We start from the raw sequence: 23,657 nt of genomic DNA, 5'->3' as shown, positions 1-23,657 counted from the left end.
AAAGGTTGAGCTGCTGGTCTAAGATTGGGTTATTTTTCTGAAAATCGCAAACGATCCAGTGGAAAATATCGAGTATATGCACCACGGAACAGGCCGATCGCGATGCACAGCAGCGAAGTTGTCTGAGGGTATGAAAAAGGCCGAGGTTACGAGATATGCGGGTCAGCGGCACGCTTGGAAGGATGGCCGTCGCCGGCCGAACATGAACCCGCCCAAGCCAAGCAGTACTAGCGATGTTGGTTCAGGGACCGCGAACAGCGAAACATCGTTGCCGTCGCCGGCGACGTAGCTGATGAACAAATCGGTACCGTCAAACGTGTCGACGAGATCGCCTTCGCCCAGCCCGAGGAATTGTCCGGTGGTGGTGCCCATGACGTCCAGGATCACGAACTCCTGGTTCAGGTCGAGCGTGAACCCATCGATCAATTTAATATCCAGCAGCCCGTCGATTTCCAGGTCCTGAAGGATCTCCAGCCGGTCGAACTCGCCGAGCGCGAGCCCGGCCAGCTCGATCTCGAGGGTGTTGGTGTCGCTGAAGACGACGTTGTTCTCGTGCTCGACGACCGCGGGGCTGGCGCCGGGGGCGTAGCCGCCGTTGAAGATCGCCGTGCCGCTGCCGAAGAAGCCGCCCGGGCCGGAGACCAGGCCGTTGAAGACCACGTCGCCGAAGAGGTTGATCACCGCGTCTTGGTTGTTGGACACGTCGCCTTGGATGGTGACGCCGCTGAGATCGATCTGGCCTGAGTTAACCAGGCCCGAGCCCACGTCGTAGGAGTCCCCGCCGCCCAGTGAGCCGCCGATCCCGGTCCAACGCCCACCCGTTTCGACGACCATCGTGCCCGCGCTGAAGCCGCCGCCGATGGTCTGCATGGTGCCGCCCGATTCCACGGTCAGGCTCTCATCAATCGCCATCAACCCGCCGGTGGCCACCACTAATCCGTCGTCGCCAACGACCATGGCGTCGGCCCGGAGGGTCTTGCTTTGCATCTGCAGGACCCCGTCGTCTTCAACCCTCAGCGTCGGCCTCCCGGTCTGGGAGGGGTTGGTGAAGGTGTAAGGGTTTCCTGCGGGGCCGTCGTTGTGGAAGTAGGTGTAGGGTGTCCGGACGCCTCCGTCGTCGTACCCGCTGATAGACGCGATACCGTCTACGACCGGGATGGTCCCGCTCAAGTTTTCCACGGACCCTAACGCCTGAACGCCGGGCTGTATCTGCCAGATGATGGCCTCCGCCGCGGTGCCCGGAACCTGGAAAGCGTCTCTGTGTATGCCTGGGAGAAACTCGTCCGGCTGGCCCCTGAATCCATCGACATCGTCGGAATTAGGGAGAAAGAAATTGACCCCGGTACCAGGGTTGACGGGCAAAAAAATCTCAAATGGTTGCACATTGACGTAACCATAATGAACGATGATGGTGCCGCCGTTTACATTCAAATCGGTCTCAACCCCCGAGACGAACGGGGTGATGTTCTGTGCGCGGGCCTGCTGGCCGTGTGAAAGGGCGGCGAGCGTGAGTGCCGCCAACACGGCCAGACGCCCGGCACGCAAGAATCGGCGTCCACGACGGGACGTCAACACCCCTCGGTTCCACCCGCCGGCCTCGGAAAGATCGATAGGGTTATTCACGTGCATGGTTCTCCGCTCTGAAGTTCTTTGCCGCCGTTTTGGCGTTGTGATGCATTATCTTTTCGAGCCCAGCAATCGGCCGCGCGGTGGGGTCATCTGCGGCGGCGGAGCGTCAATCCACCGAGACACAGTGCCAGCAGTACCGCCGAAGCCGGCTCGGGAATGAACGTGCCGATGACGCGGAAGGTCTGTTCGCCTTGGGGTTGCTGCACCCAGATGGTGTCCCCCAGGTTTCGGCTGATCTCGTTCCCGTCCTCGTAGTCGCCGTTGTTCGTTCCGGCCCAGGCGTAGCCGCCGGTGTCGGTGCTGCTAACGACAATCGCGTAGGTGGTGTCGGTCTCCAGCGCGACCACGCCGCCGAAATCAAACGAACGCCACTCGAAAGAGCTACTCATGAACGGGGCCACGGAGCCTGTAGCGATTGGGCTGCCCGTGGGCTGCGGCCCGTTGAGAGGCGACTCAGCGGTGGCGAACAGGTCCACCACAATCGGGTCGGTGAGCACCACCGCGATGTTGGCCCGGCCTATGAGCAGCTCGATCGAAGTGATGTCGGCGGCGATCGGGAGCGTTAAGGTCTGCCCCTGTTCGTCGCCGAACGCATCGACGATCTCTTGGAGGTTGAACGCCGACGAGCCGGCAAGGATATCGGCCCGGGCTTGGATGGTCAGTGACACAAGCCCGAGCGCCGCGGCCGTTGCTATGAATCGCATGGAGGTCTTCCTACTTACAAAAATTCAATCAGTCGTATCAGCACCGTGTTTGAAAACCTTAGTACCTCGTTACCCAATTTTGATACGGGTAAACCCTTCGGTTGATAGCCTGAATACGATCAGGCTGTAAGAGCAGCTCTGCAAAAGTTTGACTGGTGAAATTGATACCCGATCGCCTTGCTTGGCGTAAGTCTCAAATTTGAGACCGCTCGTAAATTTGGGCACTTTAATTTCCCGTACGGCAACCCAGATTGTTTGTTTATGGCCTAACATGCCATGGTGTCTTTCGCGACGCACCACCCTGACGAGATATGCGATGTCAGACCCGATCCGCCAACCCGATTCCGGAAACGCGACGATCTCCCAGGAAGACGCGGTGCGTCTGGTGGAGTTGTTGGCGCAGACCTCGACCTACGAGGGCGACCACCTAGCCAAGAAAAGATTTCTGCTCGACGGCCTCTGCCGGCTGGTCGATGCGACGCAGTGGAGCTGGGCCATCAACGTGTTCGACGAGGACTGCAAGCCGCACCATGCCGGAGCGCTGCAGGGCGGCTTCTCCTTGGAGCAGGCCGAGTGCCTCGCCACTTGCGTGAACCACCCCGCGACGCATCGCGTCTTTGCGCCGACTTACCAACGCATCTTCACCCAGCCTGAGCCGCTGACCATCCGTATGGAAGACCACGCCGGGGCGGCGGAGTGGGAGAAGAGCGAGGCCTCGGCCCTGGCCGCCGCCGCGGGCATCGGTACGTTCGTCTCGTCGATCTGTGCGGTCGAAGACCACGGGTCCAGCACCGTCACGCTCTTCCGGCCGTATGGCGAGCCACCGTTTACCGACCGGCAGCGCGACATGCTGCACATCATCATCCGCGGGGTGCCGTGGCTGCATACCGCGGGTTGGCCCGAGGACGCGCGTGTTCATCAGATCGCCGAACTGCCAACCAGCCATATGGTGCTGCTGACGTTATTGGTGAAAGGTTACTCCCGGCAGGACATTGCCGATGTCAGGCTCTTGTCGATCAACACCGTAAACACCTATACCCAGCGCATCTTCAAGATGTTCGGTGTCCGCTCGCAGCCCGAATTGATGCGCTGTTTTCTGGAGGGCCAGCCCGAGCCGGCAAACGATGGGACCGATTCGTCGTGAGGTATTCAGGCAGTTACGGCAGGGATGTACGGCATATGAACTCTCGTTCAACGAAAGCAATAGTCCGTTCCATGAATGGGGGTTATGTACAGCTGAGGTAGATCGGGATGGAATGAACCCTAGGGGCAGATCATTCCTTACGCAGCTAATCCAGTAACTCACAAATGACCCGTAGGCTGTGGCTGCAGATTTCGCTTGCTTGGGGCTTAGCTGTAGCCTGCATAAGCCGAATAGTTTATCTAGCCCAAATAGTTTAGCTGCTCACAGCTTCTTGTCAGCACACAACTATTGTCAGGCATATTGCTTTGGCGATAATGCTGAACGAGCCGGCATTGAGATTGCTCTTGCCGCCTCAAATCACAGAACACAGTAGCTTCGAATCAATCGGACCTTTTGCCTCTCGGGCTGGTTCGTTTTTTTGTGGCTTGTGCACGTTGCATAGGCCATTAACTGGCCCGAGAGGCGACACGGCGTGGTCGTTACACGTCTAAAGGAGCGTTGCCATGCAAGTTCGTAGTATCGAAGTTCAGAAGATCAACCCTGCCCCCTACAACCCCCGGAAGGATTTGAAGCCGGGTGATCCCGAGTACGAGAAACTCCAGCGTAGTATCGAAACCTACGGCTGCGTTGAGCCCCCGGTCTGGAATCGTCAGACCGGCCACTTGGTAGGGGGGCATCAGCGATTCAAGGTACTTAAGGCCCGTGGAGACGCAGAGATCGATGTCGTCGAGGTGGATCTGTCCCTCGCTGACGAAAAAGCCCTCAACATCGCACTGAACAAGATCGACGGTGCTTGGGACGAGGGTAAGCTCGCCGAACTCCTCACCGAGCTCGTGGTCGAGCCGGATATCGACGCGACGGTCACCGGTTTCTATGGTGTAGAGATCGAGCATCTCATAGCCGACCTGGCTAAAGACACTGAGCTTGATCTAGAGGCTTTGGATGAGGTTGAAGAGCCTGCAGAACCAATTACCAAGCCGGGTGACTTGATTTGCCTTGGGCCAAGCGGCGAGCACCGCTTACTGTGCGGCGAAGTTGTCAGCCCCGCGGATGTTGCTCGACTCTTGGGCAACGAACGGGCCTCGATGAACCATACGGATCCGCCTTACGGCGTGAGCTATGACCGCAATAAACGCCCAACGTCGGCCAAGCGAGGTAAGACTGGACCTTCGGGCAAGCCATCTGAAGACCGGATCATTAACGACAACCTCACGCCCAGGCAGTACGCCAGGTGGTTCCCCAAAGTCCTAGAGGCGCTGGATGAGAGCCTAATTCCGGGGGGAGCGTTCTACATCTGGAATGCGCACAAGTGTTTTGGGTTAATGCACGACCTGCTCACGGAACGGAAGTTCAAGGTGTCTTCGACGATTACCTGGGCCAAGGAGAGCTTTAGCCCGGGGTTTGGTGACTACAACGAGCAGGTGGAGTACTGCCTGTATGGCTACAAAGCCGGTGCCCGCCATCGTTGGTACGGCCCTCGGAATGCGTCAACGCTCTGGGACGTTCATCGCGACCGTACTCGGGAGTACAAGCACCCTACCCAGAAACCCCTGGAGCTGGCCGAGCGAGCGATCCGCAACTCTTCGAAACGAGGCGAGATTGTCTTCGACCCCTTCCTGGGCAGCGGGACCACGCTGCTGGCCGCGGCGGCTTTGGGGCGTCGTTGCCTGGGGATGGAGATCGATCCGCGTGACTGCGACACCATCGTTCGCCGCTACATCGCTTTGGCCGGCCCTCAAGCCGTGCCCCCGGAAGTTGCGCAGGCCTATTCGTGGACTCAGGGTTCCTCTGCTGCTTAGTGGCCATATTGCACTAATCACTCATTCAACTAAGACCTGAATTTCTAAAACACATCCATCATCAGTGAGCACATCACCATGACCAACGAACCCCTTGAACAAACCACTCTAGAAGCCCAGAGTGAACCCTCAGATATTTCCGATCCCAGGAACGTGCTTGATCTTCTACGTGATCTCAAGCAGAAGCGTTTAAATCCCAAAGACCTGGCAGTAGAAGAACGCCGAGCCTGCGTTGCCCATCTTGGCGGCGAGGGCGTGTCGGTCCCCGAGATGGCCGCCTTACTGACGTGCAGTGAGCGGACCATCGCCCGCGACCGCAAGGCCATCCTTGAAGGCAGGGCTTTGAAGAATGATCCCGAGCTGGCCGGCGAGGTCGCGGGTGAACTGTTGCATCAGGCACGAGTAGGTGTTGAACACATCCGTCGGGCGACGCGGGACAAGTCCACACCCCCAGCAGTTCGGATCGACGGCGAGCGGGCGGCTATGGAGATCCTGGACAAGACGGCTCACCGGCTTCAAATCATGGGTTTTCTGCCTTCATCGGCTCAGCAGATCGAGGCGACGCTGAGCCATCGTCTCGAAGACCCGTTGACTTTGCAGGAAATCTATGCCGAAGCGAAGCGGGTGGGCTGCATTGAGCTACCGAATGGAATGCAGGAAAGGCGTTACGGGGAGGCTTCGAAGGGGGTTGGTTCGGTTCAGTCCTTGCCCACTCCGCCTGCTACCGGAAAGGTAGCTAAATGAGCAGCGTCGAACTAGACCATCATCGAGGGCTGCTCCGAGCGTTATCGCTCCGCCGACGCGAGCGTGGCGGTGAATCGCCCAGTGTATTCGCGGCGGTGTACCTAGAGCATCACCTCCGCGCCAAGGGTTCACGTATGCACGCGTCTCTTTTCCGGAAGTTGAAAGTACTTGTAGACAAGCGTGGGAGCCGGGTTGCTATTGCGGCTCCTAGAGGCCACGCCAAGACGACGGTCGTGAGTTTGGCCTATGTGTTGTGGTGCTTGCTGTACCGGAAAGAAGCATTCATCCTGATCATCTCGGCGACAAGTGAGCAGGCAAAGCAGTTGCTGCAGGACCTGACTCGGGAATTGCGAGGCAACACTCGTCTGATCCAAGACTTTCCGGAGATCTGTATCCCCTTGATCCAGGGCCGGCAGGCAAAGCCATCAACTAACACCCCCGGAAGCCTCTCGGAACTTTCCGGGGGCGGGGCGGTGAAGGTGAGGGCGCATCATTTGGTGCTTCCCAACGACACTTGCGTGCGGGTCTTGGGTGCGGGGCAGGGGCTGCGTGGCATGAAGCACCGGCAGCACCGGCCGAGTCTGATCATTGCGGACGACCTGGAGGAGCTAGAGCCAACGCTGTCGGATGATCAGAGGCGTAAGGCCATGGACTGGTTCCAGAAGACGCTCTTGAAGGCCGGTGATCCGCAGACCAACGTGGTGGTGATCGGAACGATCCTGCACTACGACTCGCTGTTGGCCAACCTGACACGTGAGACACCCCAAAGGGGCAAGGCCGGAGGTTGGGACGGAAAGGTCTACCGAGCTGTGGAGAAGTTCAGTGAACGGCATGACCTCTGGGATCAGTGGGAGGCGATCCGGTTTGGTGAAGACGACTTCGAGGATAAGTCGGGGCCGGGGGCAAGCAACGCCTTCTTCAAGGCCAACGAAGAAGACATGCTTACAGGGACCAAAGTGTTGTGGCCTGAAGTCGAGAGTTACGAACGATTAATGCAGATCCGGGCGGACGAAGGAAGGACCAGCTTCCAATCCGAGAAGCAGAATGAGCCCCTGGACCCGGAAGAATGCCTCTTCAAAGAAGAAAACCTCCGCTTCTGGGACACCCCCGCCCCCGGAATTATCTCCGTAACCACCCCCGGAAACTCGAACGCGACTTCCGGGGGGCTGACTGCGGGGGGTGAAGCGGAATTGATACGGAAGTTGGGTTCACGGGCGCAGTTCTATGGGGCGTGCGACCCGAGCTTGGGGCAGCGGGGCCGCAAAGGCGATTACTCTGCGGTGATCACGCTGGTTCGGGATTCATCGACGAAGGTGATGTATGTGATTGGAGCGGACATCGCTCGACGTAGCCCTGACCAACTGGTTGAACACATCGCGCGGCTGAGCCGGACGTATACGTATCGAGACTTCGCAATGGAAACCAATCTGCATAAGGGTTTGTTGGTTGATCAGATCATCAATCGGACGCGAGTTGGTGGCCGATCATTGCGAGTCAAGAAAGTCGAGAATACTCAGAATAAAGGCGTAAGGATTTCAAGTTTAGAACCGCTGATTGCGCAGGGGCAGTTAAGGTTCTCCCGTCGCCAGCAGATGCTCCTCGAGCAATTGCGCCACTTCCCACTGGGGGCCCATGACGATGGTCCCGACGCTTTGGAAATGGCGGTTCGGATAGCGCAGACTTCTAAGAGCTATACGAGTGTGTCGCAGTTCTGAGTCGCTGGGCAGTTACAGCAACTTGTTGAAGGCCCGTTTCGGGTTGTAGTCGCATGCCCGGCACCAGTCGATCAACTCCAGGACGTCACATCGGCGAATCCCTTGCTCCATACGGTAGATCGTGTTTTGCGGCATCCCCAGGCGTTCGGCCAAGTCACGTTGGGTTAGCCCCGCGCGGTCGCGCATCTCACGTAGGAGCTCGGGTAGGGGGGCGTAATCGGGTCGTATTTGCGGCTTGGGCACCCCAACAGGATCGTGTGGATTGCTATTGACAACTCTTTGTTGTCAGGCAATATGGTCCATGCCGCAGCTTCCTCGTGTTCAAACAGTTGGGGGTGTTCCCCAGCACGGTAGTTCGACGGCTCCGGAGAATTCGATATGCCCTTATTCCGCCTCGATTCCGATCAACTCACCACGCTTCCCGTCACCAATTTTGCTCAGGAGGGCGTCTCCGAACGCTACGACCTCCAGCGACTGCTTCGGGAGCAGATCGACGTCCTGCTTCCCGATGCCTTGGTGTTGACCGACGAGTTTGCTGACTGGGACGACAGCCGTCGTCGCATCGACTTGCTAGCCCTGGATACCGAGGCCCGGTTGGTGGTGATCGAACTGAAACGCACCACCAACGACGGACAATTGGACCTGCAGGCGATCCGATACGCCGCCATGGCCTCGACGATGACCTTTGATCAGGCGGTTGCTGCTTATGCCAAGTACTCCGGATCCACGTCGACTGAAGCTGAGCAGGTTTTGCTGGATTTCCTCGACTGGGACGGGCCTCAGGAGGAGTTCTTCGGCCAGGAGGTCCGCATCGTTCTGGTGGCACCCGACTTCCACAAGGAGGTCACAACGTCCGTCATCTGGCTCAATCAGCGTGACTTAGATATCACTTGTGTGAGGATCCGGCCGCATCGCCAGGGAGACGAACTAATCCTCGACGTCCAACGCATCATCCCGCTACCTGAAGCAGGAGACTTCTTGGTCCGGGCCAAAGACAAGTCGCGAGGGGTACGCCGGGCCACTCGAGGCGGTGGCTGGATAGACGGCGAGGGTTACTGGTTCGTGAATGTCGGCGAATCACCGACCAATAGTCGCTGCTGGGAAGACTGTCAGCGATACGGGTTCATGCAGGCAGGCGGGGGTCCCAAATGGATCCGGCAGATTAGCCGCTTGCAGCCGGGCGACAAGATCATGGCTTACCTCAGCCGCCACGGTTATGTGGGGGTAGGTGAGGTGGTCTCTGAAGCGGTGATGCAGCGTGACTTCGTCTCGCCGGTTAAAAGTAAGCGTCTATTGGAGTTGCCGCTCGAGAAGGCACCCATGAAAGAGCACCTCCACGATCCGGACCGCTGCGATTGGTGTATCGGTGTCAATTGGGTTGCGGTGGTGCCCCGTGAGGAAGCCCTGAGGCTCAAGGCCCGACGCCAGACGGTCTGCAAGCTCCATGATCACGCCCTCGTCGAAGGCATCCTATCCCACTTCACCCCCCCGGAAGTGATCCACGGAAGCACCCCGAAGCGTCCATAGATAGTGCCAGAACACAGGGATGATCCTATCGATCATGCCTTGATATCTGCCGGTAGATATGGATGTATGTGGGTATGAACACTCCACGATCTCTGAATGATCTCAAGGGTCTATCATTACCCGAACTATCGCAGAGCTGGCAGCAAACGAACCGTGGTAAGCCTCCCCCTAAGGTCAAGCTTCTGCTTCGCCGTGACCTTGCTTGGCAAGCCCAAGGTGGAGGTATCGACGCCGCTACTCAAACCATGCTGAAGTCTGCGATTCGAGGTGTCCAAGCACCTCCCCAAAGCGTCAATTCCCGGAAACCTCGGAAGATCCGAACACCGTCCAAGCCGGTACTTCAGGCTGGGGCTAAGCTCATTCGGAATTGGCAGGGTAAGACCTACGAAGTGGTGGTGGTCGAACCCGGCAAGCGATTCGAGTTCCGGGGCCAGGAGTACCGCAGCCTCACCCAGATCGCTAAGGAGATCACCCGGGCCCATTGGTCCGGTCCGCGTTTCTTCGGCCTCAACCGAGTGAGGGGGATCCAATGAGTTCCAAACTGATTCGATGCGCGGTGTACACGCGTAAATCCCATGAGGAAGGCCTCGATCAAGCCTTCAATTCACTTGACGCTCAGCGTGAAGCAGGTCTCGACTACATCCGTAGCCAGATACACGAGGGCTGGGTAGCGATCGAGACGGCTTACGACGACGGCGGCTTCACCGGCGGGAACATGGAACGCCCCGGGCTCAAGCAACTGCTCAAAGATATCGATTACGGCCTTGTCGATGTGGTGGTGGTCTACAAAGTAGACCGACTATCTCGCTCCTTGAGCGACTTCGCCGCCATGATGAAGGTCTTCGAGGACCGCGACGTCTCGTTCGTGTCTGTGACCCAGCAGTTCAATACCACGACCAGCATGGGTCGTCTGACCTTAAACATGTTGCTGAGTTTCGCCCAGTTCGAGCGTGAGGTCACCGGTGAACGGATACGCGACAAGATCGCCGCCACCAAGAAGAAGGGGCTGTGGGTTGGTGGCCAGCCTCCTCTCGGCTACCGCCTGAAAGAGCGGAAGCTATACATCCATCCCCCGGAAGCGGAACTGGTGGAAAAAACCTTCCGGGGGTTCTTGGAGGCGGACGGTTCCATGTTGGCGTTGGCGGAGAAGCTCAACAGTGAAGGCTACACCACAAGGTACTGGGTGAGCAGCAGGGGGAGAGAGCACGGCGGGAAGCCCTTGACGGCCAAGTACCTTCGCGACATGCTGACCAATCCGCTGTACATCGGCCGGATCGTGCATAAGGACAAAGACTGGAAGGGCCAACACGAACCCATCGTGTCCCGGAAGTTGTGGGACCAGGTGCAAGGGGAGATCGACTCGGTGATCCGCCAGTCGCAGCATCGCTGGAGCCAACCTCACCTACTGAAGGGCAAACTTCGAACACACGAAAGTTACGCAATGAGCCCCAGCTCGGTCCACCGGCCGATCTCCAATAGGGCGGCAGCCACTTCCGGGGGCCAGAAGCGTCTGGTTCGGTACTACGTCAGCCAGAAAGGGATTCAGCAGGGGTATAAGAATTGCCCCATCAAGACGATCAATGCGAGCTACCTCGACGAGCTGGTCCGCGCGTTGGTGTTGAATTACCTGGATGAGGACGTCAGAGATCCGCTGCTTCGATCCGATGTTGGCACGCGTGACTACTGGATTAGGCGTCTTATTCACCGAATCGTACTGGCACCGGATGAACTGACCGTCAAACTATTGCCGGATCAGCTTGAGGCGGTGCGGGAGGTTGAATGGCCCCATACGCCTAACGCAGAGGCTGCGCCTTGTCCTCGCTGCCTCTATCAGCCGCGGGTGGATAACTACCGGAAGAAGGTCCGGCTGCGTATCGCGTTGCAGATCAAGCGGCTCGACGGAAAGCGAATGTTGGTCTCACCAGACGGACAAGACCTCGTAGCGCCCGGAACCCCAACGCCTCAAAGCCACATTGTTTCCGCGATTGGGCAAGCCTATCGCTGGCGTGAGTTATTCATGGAAAGCGGTGTCAACCTGCCGAGACTCGCGAAGCAGCAGAACGTCTCGGCGAGCCGGATCCGGAAGTACCTACCCTTGGTTCAACTATCTCCCACGATCCTGAAGCAGGCTCTAAGTGGGGAATTGCCTGTTCGGATCACGCTGACCAATCTGCTCGAGGCCGCGCAGACGTTGAACTGGGGCAAACAAGCCCAGTTTCTCGGCCTCGAGGTAGCCCCCTAGGCAATCGGTTGGCACACACGGCCGTATGTAGCCAAAGAAACGTTTGGTGACATTGGGTTGCGATTCGTAGCTATCGCTTCTGGCTTTCCGAGTCTAAGCCGAGCGGTTCCCAGCGGATGCGGGCTTCGCCGAGAACGGTGCCGGTGGCAAATGCGAGGTCGATTTGGGCGATCTGGTAAGCGGTAATGGCGCTCACCTCTCGGGATCGAGCGTCAGCCAGTCGAGCTTGGGCTTCCAATACTTGCGTCGAGGTGACCAGCCCCAACTCGAACTGGCGCTGTTCGGCCTCTAGCACGCGTGCTTCCAGCAACACGGCTTGCCGGGTGGCCAGGATGCGCTGCCACGTCGTGGTGAGGGTATCTAAGGCGTTCGCGATTTCTTGGGCGATCTGAACTTCTTGCAGCCGACGGTTCGAGAGCCGTTGCACGCGCGTGAGTAGGGCACGCTGAAGTTCTGACTTGGCGGCTTGGTTTCCAAGTGGTACCTCAACCCGCAGTCCAATGCTGTGGCCGTCGAAGTCTTCCTCGAAGACCTGGCTGAACGCGTCGTTGAACGAGCCGCCTAGGCCGTTGCGGGTATAGCGGTAGTCGAGCGAGGCCAGGGGCAGTGTTGCGTTGCGGCGGATATCGATATTCAAAGCGTCTTGGGCAAGTTGGAGCTCGGTTTCGATAAGTTCGACGCGCTGATCCATCGCGGTGTCGAGCAGCCGATCGCCGTCGAGGGCGTAGTTCACGGGGTTGGCAGGCGTGACGGCGACCAAAGCGGTCGGGCCGTTGAGCGGTAGATGGGGCTGGTTGATCAGGCGTTTGATCGAGCGTTGGGTGAGGCGGAGCGTATTCTCGGCGGTGATAATCGCCTCCAGTCCGTCGGCGACCCCGGCCTGGGCGCGGATGACCTCAACGTCCGCGGCGGCGCCGGCCTCGACCAGACGCTCGGCGCGTTCGAGTTGGGCGATGGCGAGTTCATGTTGCTGCTGCCGGACGGTGAGTTCCTGCTGCGCTTGGTACAGTTGCCAGTAGGCTCGATCGATTGCGGTCAGCACGCGGATCACATCAACGCGGGTTCGAGCGGAGACGGCTTGAGCGTCGAGCCGGGCGATCTGGATCGGGGCTTCGGTGACGCGTTGGCCTGCGTTACGGAGCAGCGGTTGGGACAGCGAGATGTTGGCGTCGCCGTCGAACGACGGATTGAGCGTCGAGAACGTGTTGTCGGTGTCGAGGCGCTGCGCGACGAAGTCGGCGGTCAGGGTTCCGCCGGTACGCAGCGGCAGACGGACGCCGAGTTGGCCGCGAGAGCTTTGCACCTCGCTGCCGTCGAGGGTCGAGGCGGTCGGGGTTTCGGTGTCGCTGTAGTTGGCGGAGCCGAACAGCACCGCCTCGAACCGCGCCTCGGCGGCGGTGACCGAGAGATCCGCGAGAGTCGGATCGAGCAATCGAACATCGAGGTCGAGGCTGTCGGCCAAGACCCAGGCCCGGCATTGCTCGAGCGTCAGCTCCAGTTCGGCGGGGGCTTCGGGCATCGGCGGGGCGGGCTCGGTCGCGGTGAACGTCTCGAGCGTGACCGGCTCGATATTTTGCAGCTTCGCGCGGTAGGCCTCTTGCGTCACTGGATCGTGGCGGAACGGGTCGGCGCAGCCAACGAGCCCGCAGGCGACCACGATCAGCGCGGCCCCGGTTTGGGGGGGATGAAAGAGGTTACTCATGACGCAGCGCCTCGATGGGGTCCATACGGGCCGCCTTGAGGGCGGGGAAAAAGCCGAACGTCACGCCCACGCCGCCGGAGAACGCCAAGGCCAGTAGCACCGCCCATAGCGGGATGTAGGCCTGGTCGAGGTTGGCGTTGGGGATGCCCTGGATACCCTCGACCATGAGCTGGCCGACACCTAGGCCGATCATCCCGCCGACGGTGCAGAGGGTGACGCTCTCGATGAGGAACTGCATCAGCAGGGCTGTGGGTTTGGCCCCGACGGCTTTACGCAGGCCTATCTCCCGGGTGCGTTCGGAGACCGACACGAGCATGATGTTCATGATGCCGACGCCACCGACGAGCAGCGAGATCGAGACGATGCCGCCCGCTACGGCGGTGACGCCGGCAGCCAGGCTCTGAAACTGCTCGATGGCTTGGCTGAGCACCTCCATGCGGAAGTTGTCGGGGTCGCCAGGCGCGATGCCGCGGGTGTTGCGGAGGAACACCTGGATCTCGGCGCTGGCTTCCTCGGCGACTTCGGGCGAGTGGGCGACGGCCACCGCGTAGACCCACGGCGTGTCGCGGCGTATCTGCGTGGGGAACGGGACGTAGATCTCCTGCCGCACCACGCCGCCGCCAAACGCCGCGCCCGCGGGGCTCGCTTCCACAATGCCGACGATTCTGAACTTCTGCGAGTACATGATGATGCTCTCGCCGATCGGGTCTTCGGGCAGTTTCAGGTCATCGCGGGTTTTGGTGGTGATTAGGCAAACCGGGCGGGCGTTGAGCTGATCGACCACGCTGAAGGTTCGGCCTTTCTCAACCCAGCGGTTATGGATGCCGTGCCAGGAGAAGTCGATGCCGTAGATGCTGACGTTCTCTAAATGCGTGTCGAGGTAGTCGACATTCGAGGAGCCTTCGCCAAGTCGACAGAAGTCGGCCACTGACGGTGCCTGTTCGAGCAGGCCGTTGAACTGCTGCGGTTCGAGGTTGATCCGGCCGTAGAACGGCGCGTTGCGGTCGGGGCCGGAGTCGGGCCGGTCGGGGAAGACGAAGACCTTGTTGGCCCCGAAGGTCTCGAATTCGGCAAGCACCTTAGTCTTGAGTCCGGCCAGGGCCGCGATCACCGCGACGACCGACGCGATGCCGATCACGATTCCCAGCGTCGCCAACAAGCTGCGCAGCTTGTTGGCCCAGATCTGCCCGAGCGACATCTGCACACTGACGTAGGTCAGCCGTAGCATCCGTAGCGGAGCGAGGAGTACGTGCTGGATCACGCCGTCACCTCTATCGACTGACGGAACGGCGCGGTGACTGGGTCTTGGTCCGTGGAGAGATCTGAGTCGGCCCGGCCGTCTTTCATACGGATCACCCGTTGCGCGTGGGCGGCGACGTCGGACTCGTGAGTGACCATCACGAGGGTGTGCCCTTCGGCGTGAAGCTGGCCGAAGAGATCGAGGATCTCGGAGGTTGTCTGCGAGTCGAGGTTGCCGGTGGGCTCGTCGGCGAAAAGGATTTTGGGCTCGTTCACGAGAGCCCGGGCGATCGCGACGCGCTGTTTCTGCCCGCCAGAGAGCTGGCTGGGGCGGTGCGAGGCGCGGTCCGACAAGCCGACTTTATCGAGCGCAGCGAGCGCTTTAACTTTCGCTCGCCGCCCGCCGGATTCGCCATACATCAACGGCAGCGCGACGTTCTTCCACGCCGGGGTGCGGGCCATGAGCTCGAAGCTTTGAAACACGAATCCCAGCCGGGCGTTGCGTACATCAGCGAGGGCCCAGCTCGACATCCGGCTCACCGCTTGACCATCCAGGTAATAGTCCCCGTCCGTCGGGCGGTCGAGGCAGCCCAAGACGTTCATCAACGTACTCTTACCCGAGCCCGAGCTACCCATGATGGACACGAATTCGCCGTGCCGGATGGTCAGGTCGACCCCCGCGAGCGCGTGGACGGTTTCGCTGCCGACGTGGAAGATCCGGGTGATCCCCGTCAGCTCCAGGAGTGGCGGGCGATCACTGGGCGTCGTCATCATTGCCTCCACCCTTGCCTTTATCCACAGCGTCTGATGATGATTCCTCGGCATCGATCGTCTTGCCGTCCCGGCGAGTGACCCGAACCTTGAGGTCTTTGGCCAGCTGGCTCAAGGAGGCGAACGGCCCGCTGATCACGGTGTCGCCGACCTCGAGCCCTGCAGTAATGACGGTGTTGTTCTCATCCGATGCGCCGATCTCGACCGGCACCAGCGTCGCCTTTCCGTCCCGCACGGCGTAGACCGCTAGCGCAGTCGTCCGGCTGCCTACGTTGTAAGTGGCCGGCACGGCGTCTTCGCCGTCCTGCTCGTCGTCCCCGTCTTCGACTGTGGGCAGCGACTCGATCGGCACGCTCATCACGGATTGATTGGGCACCAGCAAAACGTCGTGGTACTTGGCGGCCTCGATCTCGACGCTGGCCGAGAGCCCGGTGCGGATGGGGTCTGGTAGCTCGTTCAGGCGGATGCGGGTCTCGAAGTAGGCGGAGCCCGTGCTGCCCCGGCCAGCCGCGGTTTGTGTCGACGTGGCCAATGCGACTCGCTCGACGATCCCGTCGAACACCTGGTCGGGGTACGCGGCGATGTAGATCTTTGCGGGTTGGCCCTCCTTGGCCCGGATGATGTCCGACTCGTCGACCCGGGCGGTCACGACCAGCCCGGAGAGGTCAGCAACCTCAATAAGCACCGTGCCGGGATTATTCATCGTCCCCGTGACTGCGATCTCGCCAGCCTCGACGTTGACGCGGGTGACGATTCCGTCGATCGGTGAAGTGATGGTGGTGTACGCCAGGTTCTCCCGCAGGCGTTGAATCTCGGCCTCAGACGAAGCAATGTTGAACCCCGTGACTTCGAGTCCGAGTTCCGCCGCCTGCAGATTTGCCTCGGCAGACGCGGCGGCGGCTTCGGCCGACGCAAAGGCCTGACGGGCATCTTCCAGCACCATGGCGCTGACATCGCCACTCTCCAGCAGCTGGGTCTGGCGCTCGAGGTCGGAGCGGGCGTCATCCAGAGTCGTCAGAGCGCTCTTACGGCTGGCCTGGAGCCCGCGGATCCGCGCGCGGTCGACCGCGGTTGTGGCGATGAGGCTGTCACGGCGTTTCTGGGCCGCATCGAGCTGGGCCCGAAGGTCCGAGGCATCGAGTTCGATCAAAATCGACGGGGGGATCGGCGAATCGGAGGCGGTGTCCCCTGCCGTGACTTGTTTGCCCTCACCATGAGGGATATCGAGGATCCGTGCGGAGACCCGGGCGCTGATCTCTACCTCCGTAACGGCCTCCACCAATCCCGGGGCCGCCAGAGTTTCGACGAGTTCACCAGTTTCGACGGTTTTGAGCCAGACCTCGAGGTCTTGGTCATCGCCGGGGGCAAACCGCGCCGCGACAATGCTGCCCGCCACTCCCAACACCACCACGATGGCCAGTAAAACTCCCGCGATCCAAGCGAGGCTTCTGAATAACTTTTTCATAAATAAAGACAAGATGATTATGTAGAAGAGACTCGATTCGTAACCGCGGTCAATAGCCTATGGCATATTGATGACGTTGCCGAAAGCAAATTACTTCACCGGTACCAAATTTTTTGAGAAATGGAGGCTCAATTTCTGGAGGGTTTATCCGTATTACTGTCTTTTGCGGTGATATACAGATGCGTAAGGCGAAGTCCTAGTCGATATACGATCAGTTTCCTCCCTTGTTACTAGATTCTGTATAGTTGTGGCGCGGACGTTAACTCCAGTTTTCTGTGCCAGAGGCAGCACCCCAATCCATCTAATCCGCTTGGTGTCAAGTTCTGATTGCCACGATTAAGTGCCCAGCGCGCACCGCGATATGCGGCCAAAGAGACGTTTCGCGAGATTGTTGGTGTGTGGGGCCAGCTTTAGGTCCGAAAGCCCTGGCAGAGACGCTTGTGTAAAACAAAAAACTCCCGCATTCTGCGGGAGTTTTTGAATTTAGAGCCTGATGTTCTCTACTTGTTTGAGAGCATGTTGGCGGGAAGCGGAGAGGGTGGGATTCGAACCCACGGTACACCTAGATGCACACTGGTTTTCGAAACCAGCTCCTTCAGCCGCTCGGACACCTCTCCGGGAGGATGGCCTGCTCGTCGATGCAGTGCGGGTGGGCGGCGAACGGGTCGTTCACGGCCCACCGGGGGAGCACTGCGACAGGCAGGCGATCGGCAAGGCCGAGCATTGTAACCAGATCGGCGGGGGGCTTTCCAGTCGCCTCGGATTGGGCTATCGTGAGGGCACCTCAGGAGCCGATTTGGATGACCGATTCGCCAGAACAAACCGCCCCGGACACGCTGCCCGAACTCGCCCCGGGCATGCGGGTGACCGTGACCCAGCAGGTGCAACTCAAGGGCTGGACCGCGTCGGTCACCGGCGTCATCGAGAGCCTGGAGCAGCGCAAGACCGGCTCGTGGTATGCCCACTCCAAAGACGACAAGCTCTGGCTGGACCGGCTGATCCTCAAGAAAGACGACGGCGAGATCGTGGTGTGCAACCTCGATCCCTACAGCAGGATCGAGCTCGCCGACGCGGCGGGTGAGTCGTCTGCAGACGACGGCGACGACGCCCAAGCGGACTGAATCGGATGGCCGAGCGCCCCCTCGACAGCCAAGGCCTGCCCGACGGCTACACCCTCCAACCCGATTGGGAAGTGACCCCGCGTGCGGTGAAGACACTGCGTGAGGCGGGCGAAGACTTCGTGCTGCTGGACGTGCGCGAGCCGCGGGAGATCGCGGCGGCGGCGGTCGATGGCGCGGTGGTCGTGCCGATGGGCGAGATCCCCTCGCGGCTGAGCGAGTTGGAACCCCGGGCTCAGGAGAAGATCGTGGTGATGTGCCACCACGGGGTACGCTCGATGCGGGTGGCCGCGTTCCTGCGGCAGCAGGGGTTTCAGGACGTCAAGTCGATGGCGGGGGGGATCGACTTGTGGTCGCGGGATATCGACGCGGGTGTGCCGCGGTATTGAGTTGCGGGGCAAGGCGAGCGGCGATCTTTGATCGCCGGCTAAACGCTTGTGAGTTGGTTGTGCCTATAGCTGTGACGCCACGCGTCGCTTATTTGCATACCTACTCCAACGGTGCGCTGTGTGTGACCACACGCAGGGCGGCGCTGCTGACGTGGCCGTTGGTTTCGGGGAAGGCGAGTTGGACCTTGTTGTTTTCCTGGAGCACGCTGTAGGGCACGGGCACCTCGAGCAGGCCGAAGAAGCGTTTGCGGTCGGCCTGGGTGTCGTCGCCGCGGAACTGCTTGGGGACGCGGACGGACTTGCCGTTGACCTTGATGCGGGTGGGGGTGAGCTCGTTGCCGTGGTCTCGGCCGATACCCAGGCGGAGGGTTGCGGTGCCCTGCTCGCCGAGCTCGACGCCGTCGATGTTGAAGGTGATCGCCTTCTTACCCTGGATGGGTTGGAGGTAGACATCGGCAAAGGTCTTGCTCTCGCTGGCCGTGTGCTCGGGCTCGACGCGCTCGGGCAGGCGGATGTGCAGGATCGCGGTGGCGTTGGGCGGCAGCACGACGCGATCGGGGATGGCGTCCAGCGATTCCTCATCGAGCTGAGGCGTTTCGCCCTTGAGATAAAGAAGTTTGAGTGAGACGCTTTCGGGGGGCGCGGCGTGCTTGAGGTTCAGCCGGACGCGCTGGGTGTCGTCGTCTGACAGGTTGTTGAGCGCGACAAAGAGATTGCGGCTGCTGAGGTATGCCTGGGTTTGCACATCAGGTTGATCGGAGTGGATGAGCACTTTCGTGCCACGCACGTCCGACCAGAGTTCCCAGAACTTGATCTGCTCGCTGAAGACCCACGGGCCCTCTTGGTCGTTGGCAGTGTTGCCGTCGCCCTCGTTGGCCCGGCGTAGCAACCGCCAGTAGTAGGGAACGGTTTCAGAGTTGCGGCCCCACTCGGCCTTGGGCGGGGTGAAGGCCAGGGCCTTGAGCACGAGGTCGGGGCGTTCCATGAACTGCATGACCATCGTGTTGAACGCCTTGACGCAAAGCCAGTCGCGGTAGGGCGACCAGGGCTGGTGGTACCAGTCGTGGACCTGCGAGCCGTACTCGGAGATGAGGTAGGGCTTGGGCTGGCCGAGCTTGAGCGTGGAGTAGTGGTCGATGAGGTCGAAGCTGGCTTCGAGGTTGCTGCCGCGGCGGAGGCGGACCTTGCCGCGGCTGATGCCGGGGAAGTCGTAGAAGTGGACGCTGTAGAAGTCCATGTTGTCGCCGGTGATGTCGATGAACGACTTGAAGCGTTTGTCCCACCGCCCGAAGTCGTCGTGGTCGAACAGGTCGAAGGCCATGGTGTACCCGCCGACCGGCACGCCGGGGTAATACTTGCGGATCTGGTCGGCGACGACGTTGTGGAAGTGGAAGACCTGGTCGGGGTCGACGTCGCCGTGGGAAGAGAGCTCGTAGAGCGGCTCGTTGACGACCTCGATCCAGGCGGGGGGTGGGCGGTGGCCCTTGGGTTTGTGGAAGTTGCGGAAGTAGAGCCCCATGAACTCGCCGGTCGCGGTGCCGAAGGGTTCGTCGGCGGTGTCGGTGGTGGAGAGCTTCCAGTTGGTGTGGCGGGTGGCTTTGTCGCCCGGCCAGAACGGGTGGAGCTGGGCCCCGATGATCATGTCGGATCCGCTCAGGTATCTTTGCCGCGTCTTGGACATCTTGCGGTAAGAAGTGGCGTCTTGTTTGGCTAGCGCTTCGATGTGTTTCGGGTCGGCGTAGCCGGGGCGTTTGGGGTCTTGCTTGGCGCGGTTGAGCGTGCCGCTGATCTGCCCGGTGTCTCGGCCGAAGTGGCCGCGGAGCTTCTTGGCGAAGTAGTCGAGCTTGTCTTCCTCGCCGTTCCAGTCCGGGCTGACGGGGGTGGTGTGGGCGGCGAAGAAGACCGAGCGATCGAGTTCGCTGACGCCGCCGACCTCGTGGCGGACGTTCGGGAAGACCTCGACATTTGTCGGCGGGGCGGCGAGGGCCGAAGCCGGGGCGATCAACAGGGCGGCGACGGACGCGAGCAGGCGGGGAAGACGTGGCATGGGAGATTCCGGAGGGGAGATTGTTAACAATCTATGATATCCGCATCCCCCGCCCTGACCAGTGTTTTTCGCGTTGCTGGGGTGGGGCGGATACACTTTTTGGCCCATGGCACTAACCGACTGGAAATCACTTCACGGCGACGCGTTCGCCGGCCGCCGCGCCCTCGTCACCGGGGCCGCGGGGTTCATCGGCAGCCACCTTTGCGAGGCGCTGACCACCCTCGGGGCCGAGGTCGTGGCCCTCGACGACCTGTCCGGTTCGGATGGGAGCTGGGCCAACCTCAACACCTTCTTCACCGGCCGCCAGGTGACCGGCACGATCCTCGATGCCGACCTCGTCGCCGACGCGATGCAGGGCTGCGATCTGGTGTTCCACCAGGCGGCGATGGGCAGCGTCCCGCGCAGCGTGACGATGCCCCGCCGGTACCACGAGAACAACACCACCGGCACGCTCAACGTGCTCGAGGCCGCCCGCGCCGCCGGCGTCTCCCGCGTCATGTTCGCCGCCAGCAGCAGCGCCTACGGCGACACGCCGACGCTGCCCAAAACCGAAACCATGCCCGTGCTGCCCCGCAGCCCGTATGCCGCCAACAAGGTCGCCTGCGAAGCGCTCATGCGGGCCTACGCCATCAGCTACGCCCCGGGAACTTCCAACACCTCCGAGAGCGGCGCGGAAACCTCCGGCGTCGACACCGTGAACCTGCGTTACTTCAACATCTTCGGTCCCCGCCAAAACGCCAACTCCGCCTACGCCGCGGTCATCGCCGCGTTCGCCACCGCGCTGTTGAACAGCAAGCGTCCCGCGATCTACGGCGACGGCGAGCAGTCCCGCGACTTCACCTTCATCGACAACGCCGTCCACGCCAACCTCCTGGCCGCGCGTGCCGAGGGTCAACTGGCTGGAACAGTTTGTAACGTCGCCTGCGGGCAGCGGGTTTCGGTGAACCAGCTCGCCGCAGACATGGCCGAGCTGTTGGGCAAGCCCGAGCTGACGCCGGAGCACCGCGAGGCTCGCACCGGCGATGTGAAGCACTCGCTCGCAGACCTCGACCACACCCGCGCGACGCTGGGTTACGAGCCGATCGTGGATTTCAAGGACGGCCTCGCGGCGACGGTCGAGTGGTACGCGGCCGAGTCCAAGCGGTGAAACGCGGAACGAAAAATTTAGCCGGGGCCTAACACCCCCGGTGCCGTGGTCTAGGAGAATGTCATCGTGACGCTCCGGCCAAAAACCGCGAGAGCGGGCCGGCCTATAGCCGGGATTACCCCACAATTTCCCGGACCCTCAATAAATCCCTTTACGGCCCCACACGCCGACTCTACAGTACAAGTCCATGTCTCAGATCCCCATCGACACGCCCACGGCCCGCGGCTATCAGCCCCCGGTGAACACTCAGTTTTCGGTGTTTCTGGATAACCGCGTCGGCCGGCTGATGGACCTCCTGGAGCAATTCGACAACGCCTCAGCCCTCACGCTCGCGGGCCTGAGTGTCGTTGACAGCGCCGACCACGCCGTGGTGCGTCTGCTCACCAGCAAGGCCGACCTCGCCCGACGTCTGCTCAACCGCTGCGAGTACACGTTCAGCGAGATCGATGTGATCGCCGTCGAGCTGCCCTACGAAAACTCGCTGGTCAGCGTGTGCGAAGTGCTCACCACGGTGGAGCTGAACATCCACTACGCCTACCCGCTGCTCGTGCGTCCGCGCGGGTTGCCGGTCGTCGCGCTGCACACCGACGACACCACCTTCGCCGGGCAGGTGCTACGCAAGCGCCACTTCACGGTGTTGGCCGAAAACGACCTCGGCGAGAACGCGCCCGGCAGCACGCCCGGGACGCCGAATGATCCCGAGGGTAATTGATGGGTTTGCCTTGGTCCCCTCTCCCCCCGGGAGAGGGTTAGGGTGAGGGCACTTGCCGCCAACCTGTGCCTTCCCCCAATCCCAATGAGCTTTCGACTTCCCTCACCCCAGCCCTCTCCCGGGGGGAGAGGGAGCAATACGCCCCGTAGGTCAGGTCTTCGACCTGACACCATATGCAAGAAACTCTGCGTCAGGTCGAAGACCTGACCTATGGGTCAAGTGATCTTTTCAATTTGCTGCGGGCCGTCGAGGCGGTAGCGGTTGTTGCGCCAGGTGAGGGTGTTGCCGAGGGTGGCGCTGAGCAGCAGGACGAGGTTGACGACCATCACGGCGATGGTGCCCCACTGGTCCAAACGGATGGTGTGGCGGAGGTAGCGGAGCTGGTCGGTGCCGAAGGCACTGGCGATGGCGCGTCGGCGGTACATCGCGCGGAGCTGGTTGGCGCTGGCCACCGTCACGATCGCCATCGCCGCGAGGACGGGGGCGACGAGGAAGCCGCTGATCAGCCCGAGGATTAAACCGAGCCAGGCGGTGAAGAAGCCCGCGACGTACAGCGCGATCACGCCCACGGCCTTGCGGAATAGCTTGGGGTCGTGGATGCGGGTGATGAGGTACTGCCGCCGGCCAAACTCGAGCAGCTCGCCCCAGTTGAGGTTGATCGGCGAGGCGATGAGCGACTGGTGCACGAAGTACACGCGTTGGCCGGTGTCGCGGCAGAGTCGGGTCATCTGGTAGTCGTCGGACAACGAGCCCTGGAAGTAGTTATCGACGAGGTTGTGTTCCCGAGCGAAGTCGGCACGCACGGCCATGGACCCGCCCCAGGCCTGGGTGAGCTTGTCGTGGCCCATGAACATCGCCACCGCGGAGTTGATCACGCTGGCGAACATGCTCGCGGTGCGGGGGCGCTGAGCGCGGAGTTCGGGCATCAGCCAGCGGTAGCCGGTGGTGACGCCGACCCGGTCTTCTTGCTGGTGGGGGCCGACGAGTTTCTGTAGCCAGCCGGGGCCGGGCACCGCGTCGGAGTCGGCGAAGACCCAGACCTCCGAGTCGTCGTTTTGCTGGTCGAGGAACGACAGGGCGGCGAGCTGGTTGTGCACCTTCTGCCCGGTCGTCGGCGGGGCGATACCGGCGACCACGAGATCGACCTGCGGCGCCGCGTCGAACTTGTCCAACTCGTCTTCGACCAGCCGCCGGGCGGGGTCGTCTTCGGATTCGAACACGAAGACCAGGCGGTAGTTGTCGTACCGCTGATTGAGGATCGCCCGGACGTTGCGCGGCAGGTCGTGGTCGTGGCCCTTGAACGGCATGATGACCGCGGTCTTGGGCGAGTGGTCGTCGAACCACTCACGCGGCGGCATCGCCACCCGCCGGGCAAACTTACGGCTCTGGATCGCCACGAGGATCGATTGGGTGACCCAGAGGCACCACAAGACGATCAGGGGGTTCCAGAGAAGAAGCCAGGTCCACATAAAATCAGCGATGAATCAACGGTGGGGCGGTATGAGTCCAGGACGCAACCCCCTCGGTTCTATCGGGCTGTTCGCTCGTCACGGTTTACCCGTT

The 23,657-nt window shown here is 61.0% G+C and carries 21 protein-coding genes and 1 tRNA gene; 12 read left to right on the top strand and 10 right to left on the bottom strand.

Annotated features, from left to right (window positions below; genetic code table 11):
- Positions 1-162 precede the first annotated feature (162 nt).
- Positions 163-1,170 (bottom strand): PEP-CTERM sorting domain-containing protein, encoded by a 1,008-nt coding sequence (locus HNQ40_RS04600; protein ID WP_184676707.1) that lies wholly within the window; start codon positions 1,168-1,170, stop codon positions 163-165.
- A 90-nt stretch (positions 1,171-1,260) separates the two neighbouring features.
- On the opposite strand from HNQ40_RS04600, the gene HNQ40_RS04595 reads away from it, so the two are divergent.
- Entirely contained in the window at positions 1,261-1,494 is a 234-nt protein-coding gene (locus HNQ40_RS04595) for a hypothetical protein (protein WP_184676706.1), read from the top strand.
- Between the two features lie 221 nt (positions 1,495-1,715).
- Here the strand turns inward: HNQ40_RS04595 and HNQ40_RS04590 are convergent, their stop codons facing one another.
- The gene (locus HNQ40_RS04590) at positions 1,716-2,333 is read right to left on the bottom strand and encodes a PEP-CTERM sorting domain-containing protein (RefSeq protein WP_184676705.1); all 618 of its coding nucleotides are present in this window, start codon (positions 2,331-2,333) and stop codon (positions 1,716-1,718) included.
- A gap of 316 nt (positions 2,334-2,649) precedes the next feature.
- On the opposite strand from HNQ40_RS04590, the gene HNQ40_RS04585 reads away from it, so the two are divergent.
- From HNQ40_RS04585 to terL, 4 genes are all read left to right on the top strand, one after another.
- Positions 2,650-3,477 (top strand): helix-turn-helix transcriptional regulator, encoded by an 828-nt coding sequence (locus HNQ40_RS04585; protein ID WP_184676704.1) that lies wholly within the window; start codon positions 2,650-2,652, stop codon positions 3,475-3,477.
- 503 nt (positions 3,478-3,980) lie between these two features.
- Positions 3,981-5,276, top strand: coding sequence for a site-specific DNA-methyltransferase (locus tag HNQ40_RS04580; protein WP_184676703.1), 1,296 nt, complete (start codon positions 3,981-3,983; stop codon positions 5,274-5,276).
- 78 nt (positions 5,277-5,354) lie between these two features.
- Positions 5,355-6,020: a hypothetical protein gene (locus HNQ40_RS04575; RefSeq protein ID WP_184676702.1), complete on the top strand. Its 666-nt coding sequence runs from the start codon at positions 5,355-5,357 to the stop codon at positions 6,018-6,020.
- A gap of 233 nt (positions 6,021-6,253) precedes the next feature.
- Positions 6,254-7,735, top strand: a complete 1,482-nt coding sequence (gene terL, locus HNQ40_RS04570; protein ID WP_184676701.1) for a phage terminase large subunit — start codon at positions 6,254-6,256, stop codon at positions 7,733-7,735.
- 12 nt (positions 7,736-7,747) lie between these two features.
- Here terL and HNQ40_RS04565 read toward each other — a convergent pair whose 3' ends face one another.
- Positions 7,748-7,978 carry a helix-turn-helix domain-containing protein gene (locus HNQ40_RS04565; protein ID WP_221435374.1) on the bottom strand — a complete coding sequence of 77 codons (231 nt, stop codon included), beginning with the start codon at positions 7,976-7,978 and terminating at the stop codon, positions 7,748-7,750.
- Positions 7,979-8,113: 135 nt separating this feature from the next.
- Between HNQ40_RS04565 and HNQ40_RS04560 the strand changes: the two genes are divergently transcribed.
- The 3 genes from HNQ40_RS04560 to HNQ40_RS04550 all read left to right on the top strand — a co-directional run bounded on the left by HNQ40_RS04560 (position 8,114) and on the right by HNQ40_RS04550 (position 11,504).
- Positions 8,114-9,262 (top strand): hypothetical protein, encoded by a 1,149-nt coding sequence (locus HNQ40_RS04560; RefSeq protein ID WP_184676700.1) that lies wholly within the window; start codon positions 8,114-8,116, stop codon positions 9,260-9,262.
- A gap of 62 nt (positions 9,263-9,324) precedes the next feature.
- The gene (locus HNQ40_RS18690; protein ID WP_390674833.1) at positions 9,325-9,795 is read left to right on the top strand and encodes a DUF2924 domain-containing protein; all 471 of its coding nucleotides are present in this window, start codon (positions 9,325-9,327) and stop codon (positions 9,793-9,795) included.
- Complete coding sequence (locus HNQ40_RS04550; RefSeq protein WP_184676698.1) at positions 9,792-11,504, top strand: recombinase family protein; 1,713 nt, start codon at positions 9,792-9,794, stop codon at positions 11,502-11,504. The genes HNQ40_RS18690 and HNQ40_RS04550 overlap by 4 nt, the downstream gene beginning before the upstream one ends.
- Before the next feature lie 70 nt (positions 11,505-11,574).
- Here the strand turns inward: HNQ40_RS04550 and HNQ40_RS04545 are convergent, their stop codons facing one another.
- The 5 genes from HNQ40_RS04545 to HNQ40_RS04525 all read right to left on the bottom strand — a co-directional run bounded on the left by HNQ40_RS04545 (position 11,575) and on the right by HNQ40_RS04525 (position 17,298).
- Entirely contained in the window at positions 11,575-13,206 is a 1,632-nt protein-coding gene (locus HNQ40_RS04545) for a TolC family protein (protein ID WP_184676697.1), read from the bottom strand.
- Positions 13,199-14,467: an ABC transporter permease gene (locus HNQ40_RS04540; RefSeq protein ID WP_184676696.1), complete on the bottom strand. Its 1,269-nt coding sequence runs from the start codon at positions 14,465-14,467 to the stop codon at positions 13,199-13,201. Before HNQ40_RS04540 ends, HNQ40_RS04545 begins: the two co-directional genes overlap by 8 nt.
- On the bottom strand, positions 14,464-15,219 hold the full coding sequence (locus HNQ40_RS04535) for an ABC transporter ATP-binding protein (RefSeq protein WP_246402768.1): 756 nt from the start codon (positions 15,217-15,219) through the stop codon (positions 14,464-14,466). Before HNQ40_RS04535 ends, HNQ40_RS04540 begins: the two co-directional genes overlap by 4 nt.
- Positions 15,200-16,681, bottom strand: coding sequence for an efflux RND transporter periplasmic adaptor subunit (locus tag HNQ40_RS04530; RefSeq protein ID WP_184676694.1), 1,482 nt, complete (start codon positions 16,679-16,681; stop codon positions 15,200-15,202). Before HNQ40_RS04530 ends, HNQ40_RS04535 begins: the two co-directional genes overlap by 20 nt.
- Positions 16,682-17,211: 530 nt before the next feature.
- Positions 17,212-17,298 (bottom strand) — tRNA-Ser (locus tag HNQ40_RS04525).
- A gap of 183 nt (positions 17,299-17,481) precedes the next feature.
- Here HNQ40_RS04525 and HNQ40_RS04520 point away from each other — a divergent pair.
- A complete protein-coding gene (locus tag HNQ40_RS04520; protein ID WP_184676693.1) occupies positions 17,482-17,802 on the top strand; it encodes a hypothetical protein in 321 nt (106 codons plus the stop codon).
- A gap of 5 nt (positions 17,803-17,807) precedes the next feature.
- Entirely contained in the window at positions 17,808-18,188 is a 381-nt protein-coding gene (locus tag HNQ40_RS04515) for a rhodanese-like domain-containing protein (RefSeq protein ID WP_184676692.1), read from the top strand.
- 100 nt (positions 18,189-18,288) lie between these two features.
- Here the strand turns inward: HNQ40_RS04515 and HNQ40_RS04510 are convergent, their stop codons facing one another.
- Positions 18,289-20,235 carry an agarase gene (locus tag HNQ40_RS04510; protein ID WP_184676691.1) on the bottom strand — a complete coding sequence of 649 codons (1,947 nt, stop codon included), beginning with the start codon at positions 20,233-20,235 and terminating at the stop codon, positions 18,289-18,291.
- Positions 20,236-20,341: 106 nt separating this feature from the next.
- On the opposite strand from HNQ40_RS04510, the gene HNQ40_RS04505 reads away from it, so the two are divergent.
- Positions 20,342-21,382 (top strand): NAD-dependent epimerase/dehydratase family protein, encoded by a 1,041-nt coding sequence (locus tag HNQ40_RS04505; protein WP_184676690.1) that lies wholly within the window; start codon positions 20,342-20,344, stop codon positions 21,380-21,382.
- Positions 21,383-21,569: 187 nt separating this feature from the next.
- Positions 21,570-22,094 (top strand): acetolactate synthase, encoded by a 525-nt coding sequence (locus tag HNQ40_RS04500; RefSeq protein ID WP_184676689.1) that lies wholly within the window; start codon positions 21,570-21,572, stop codon positions 22,092-22,094.
- Positions 22,095-22,309: 215 nt separating this feature from the next.
- Here HNQ40_RS04500 and HNQ40_RS04495 read toward each other — a convergent pair whose 3' ends face one another.
- Positions 22,310-23,563, bottom strand: a complete 1,254-nt coding sequence (locus HNQ40_RS04495) for a glycosyltransferase (protein ID WP_184676688.1) — start codon at positions 23,561-23,563, stop codon at positions 22,310-22,312.
- Positions 23,564-23,657 lie beyond the last annotated feature (94 nt).

This window comes from Algisphaera agarilytica, assembly GCF_014207595.1.
Taxonomy (GTDB): domain Bacteria; phylum Planctomycetota; class Phycisphaerae; order Phycisphaerales; family Phycisphaeraceae; genus Algisphaera; species Algisphaera agarilytica.
Note: the sequence above shows the minus strand (reverse complement) of the source record. Positions and strands in the feature narration are given on the sequence as shown.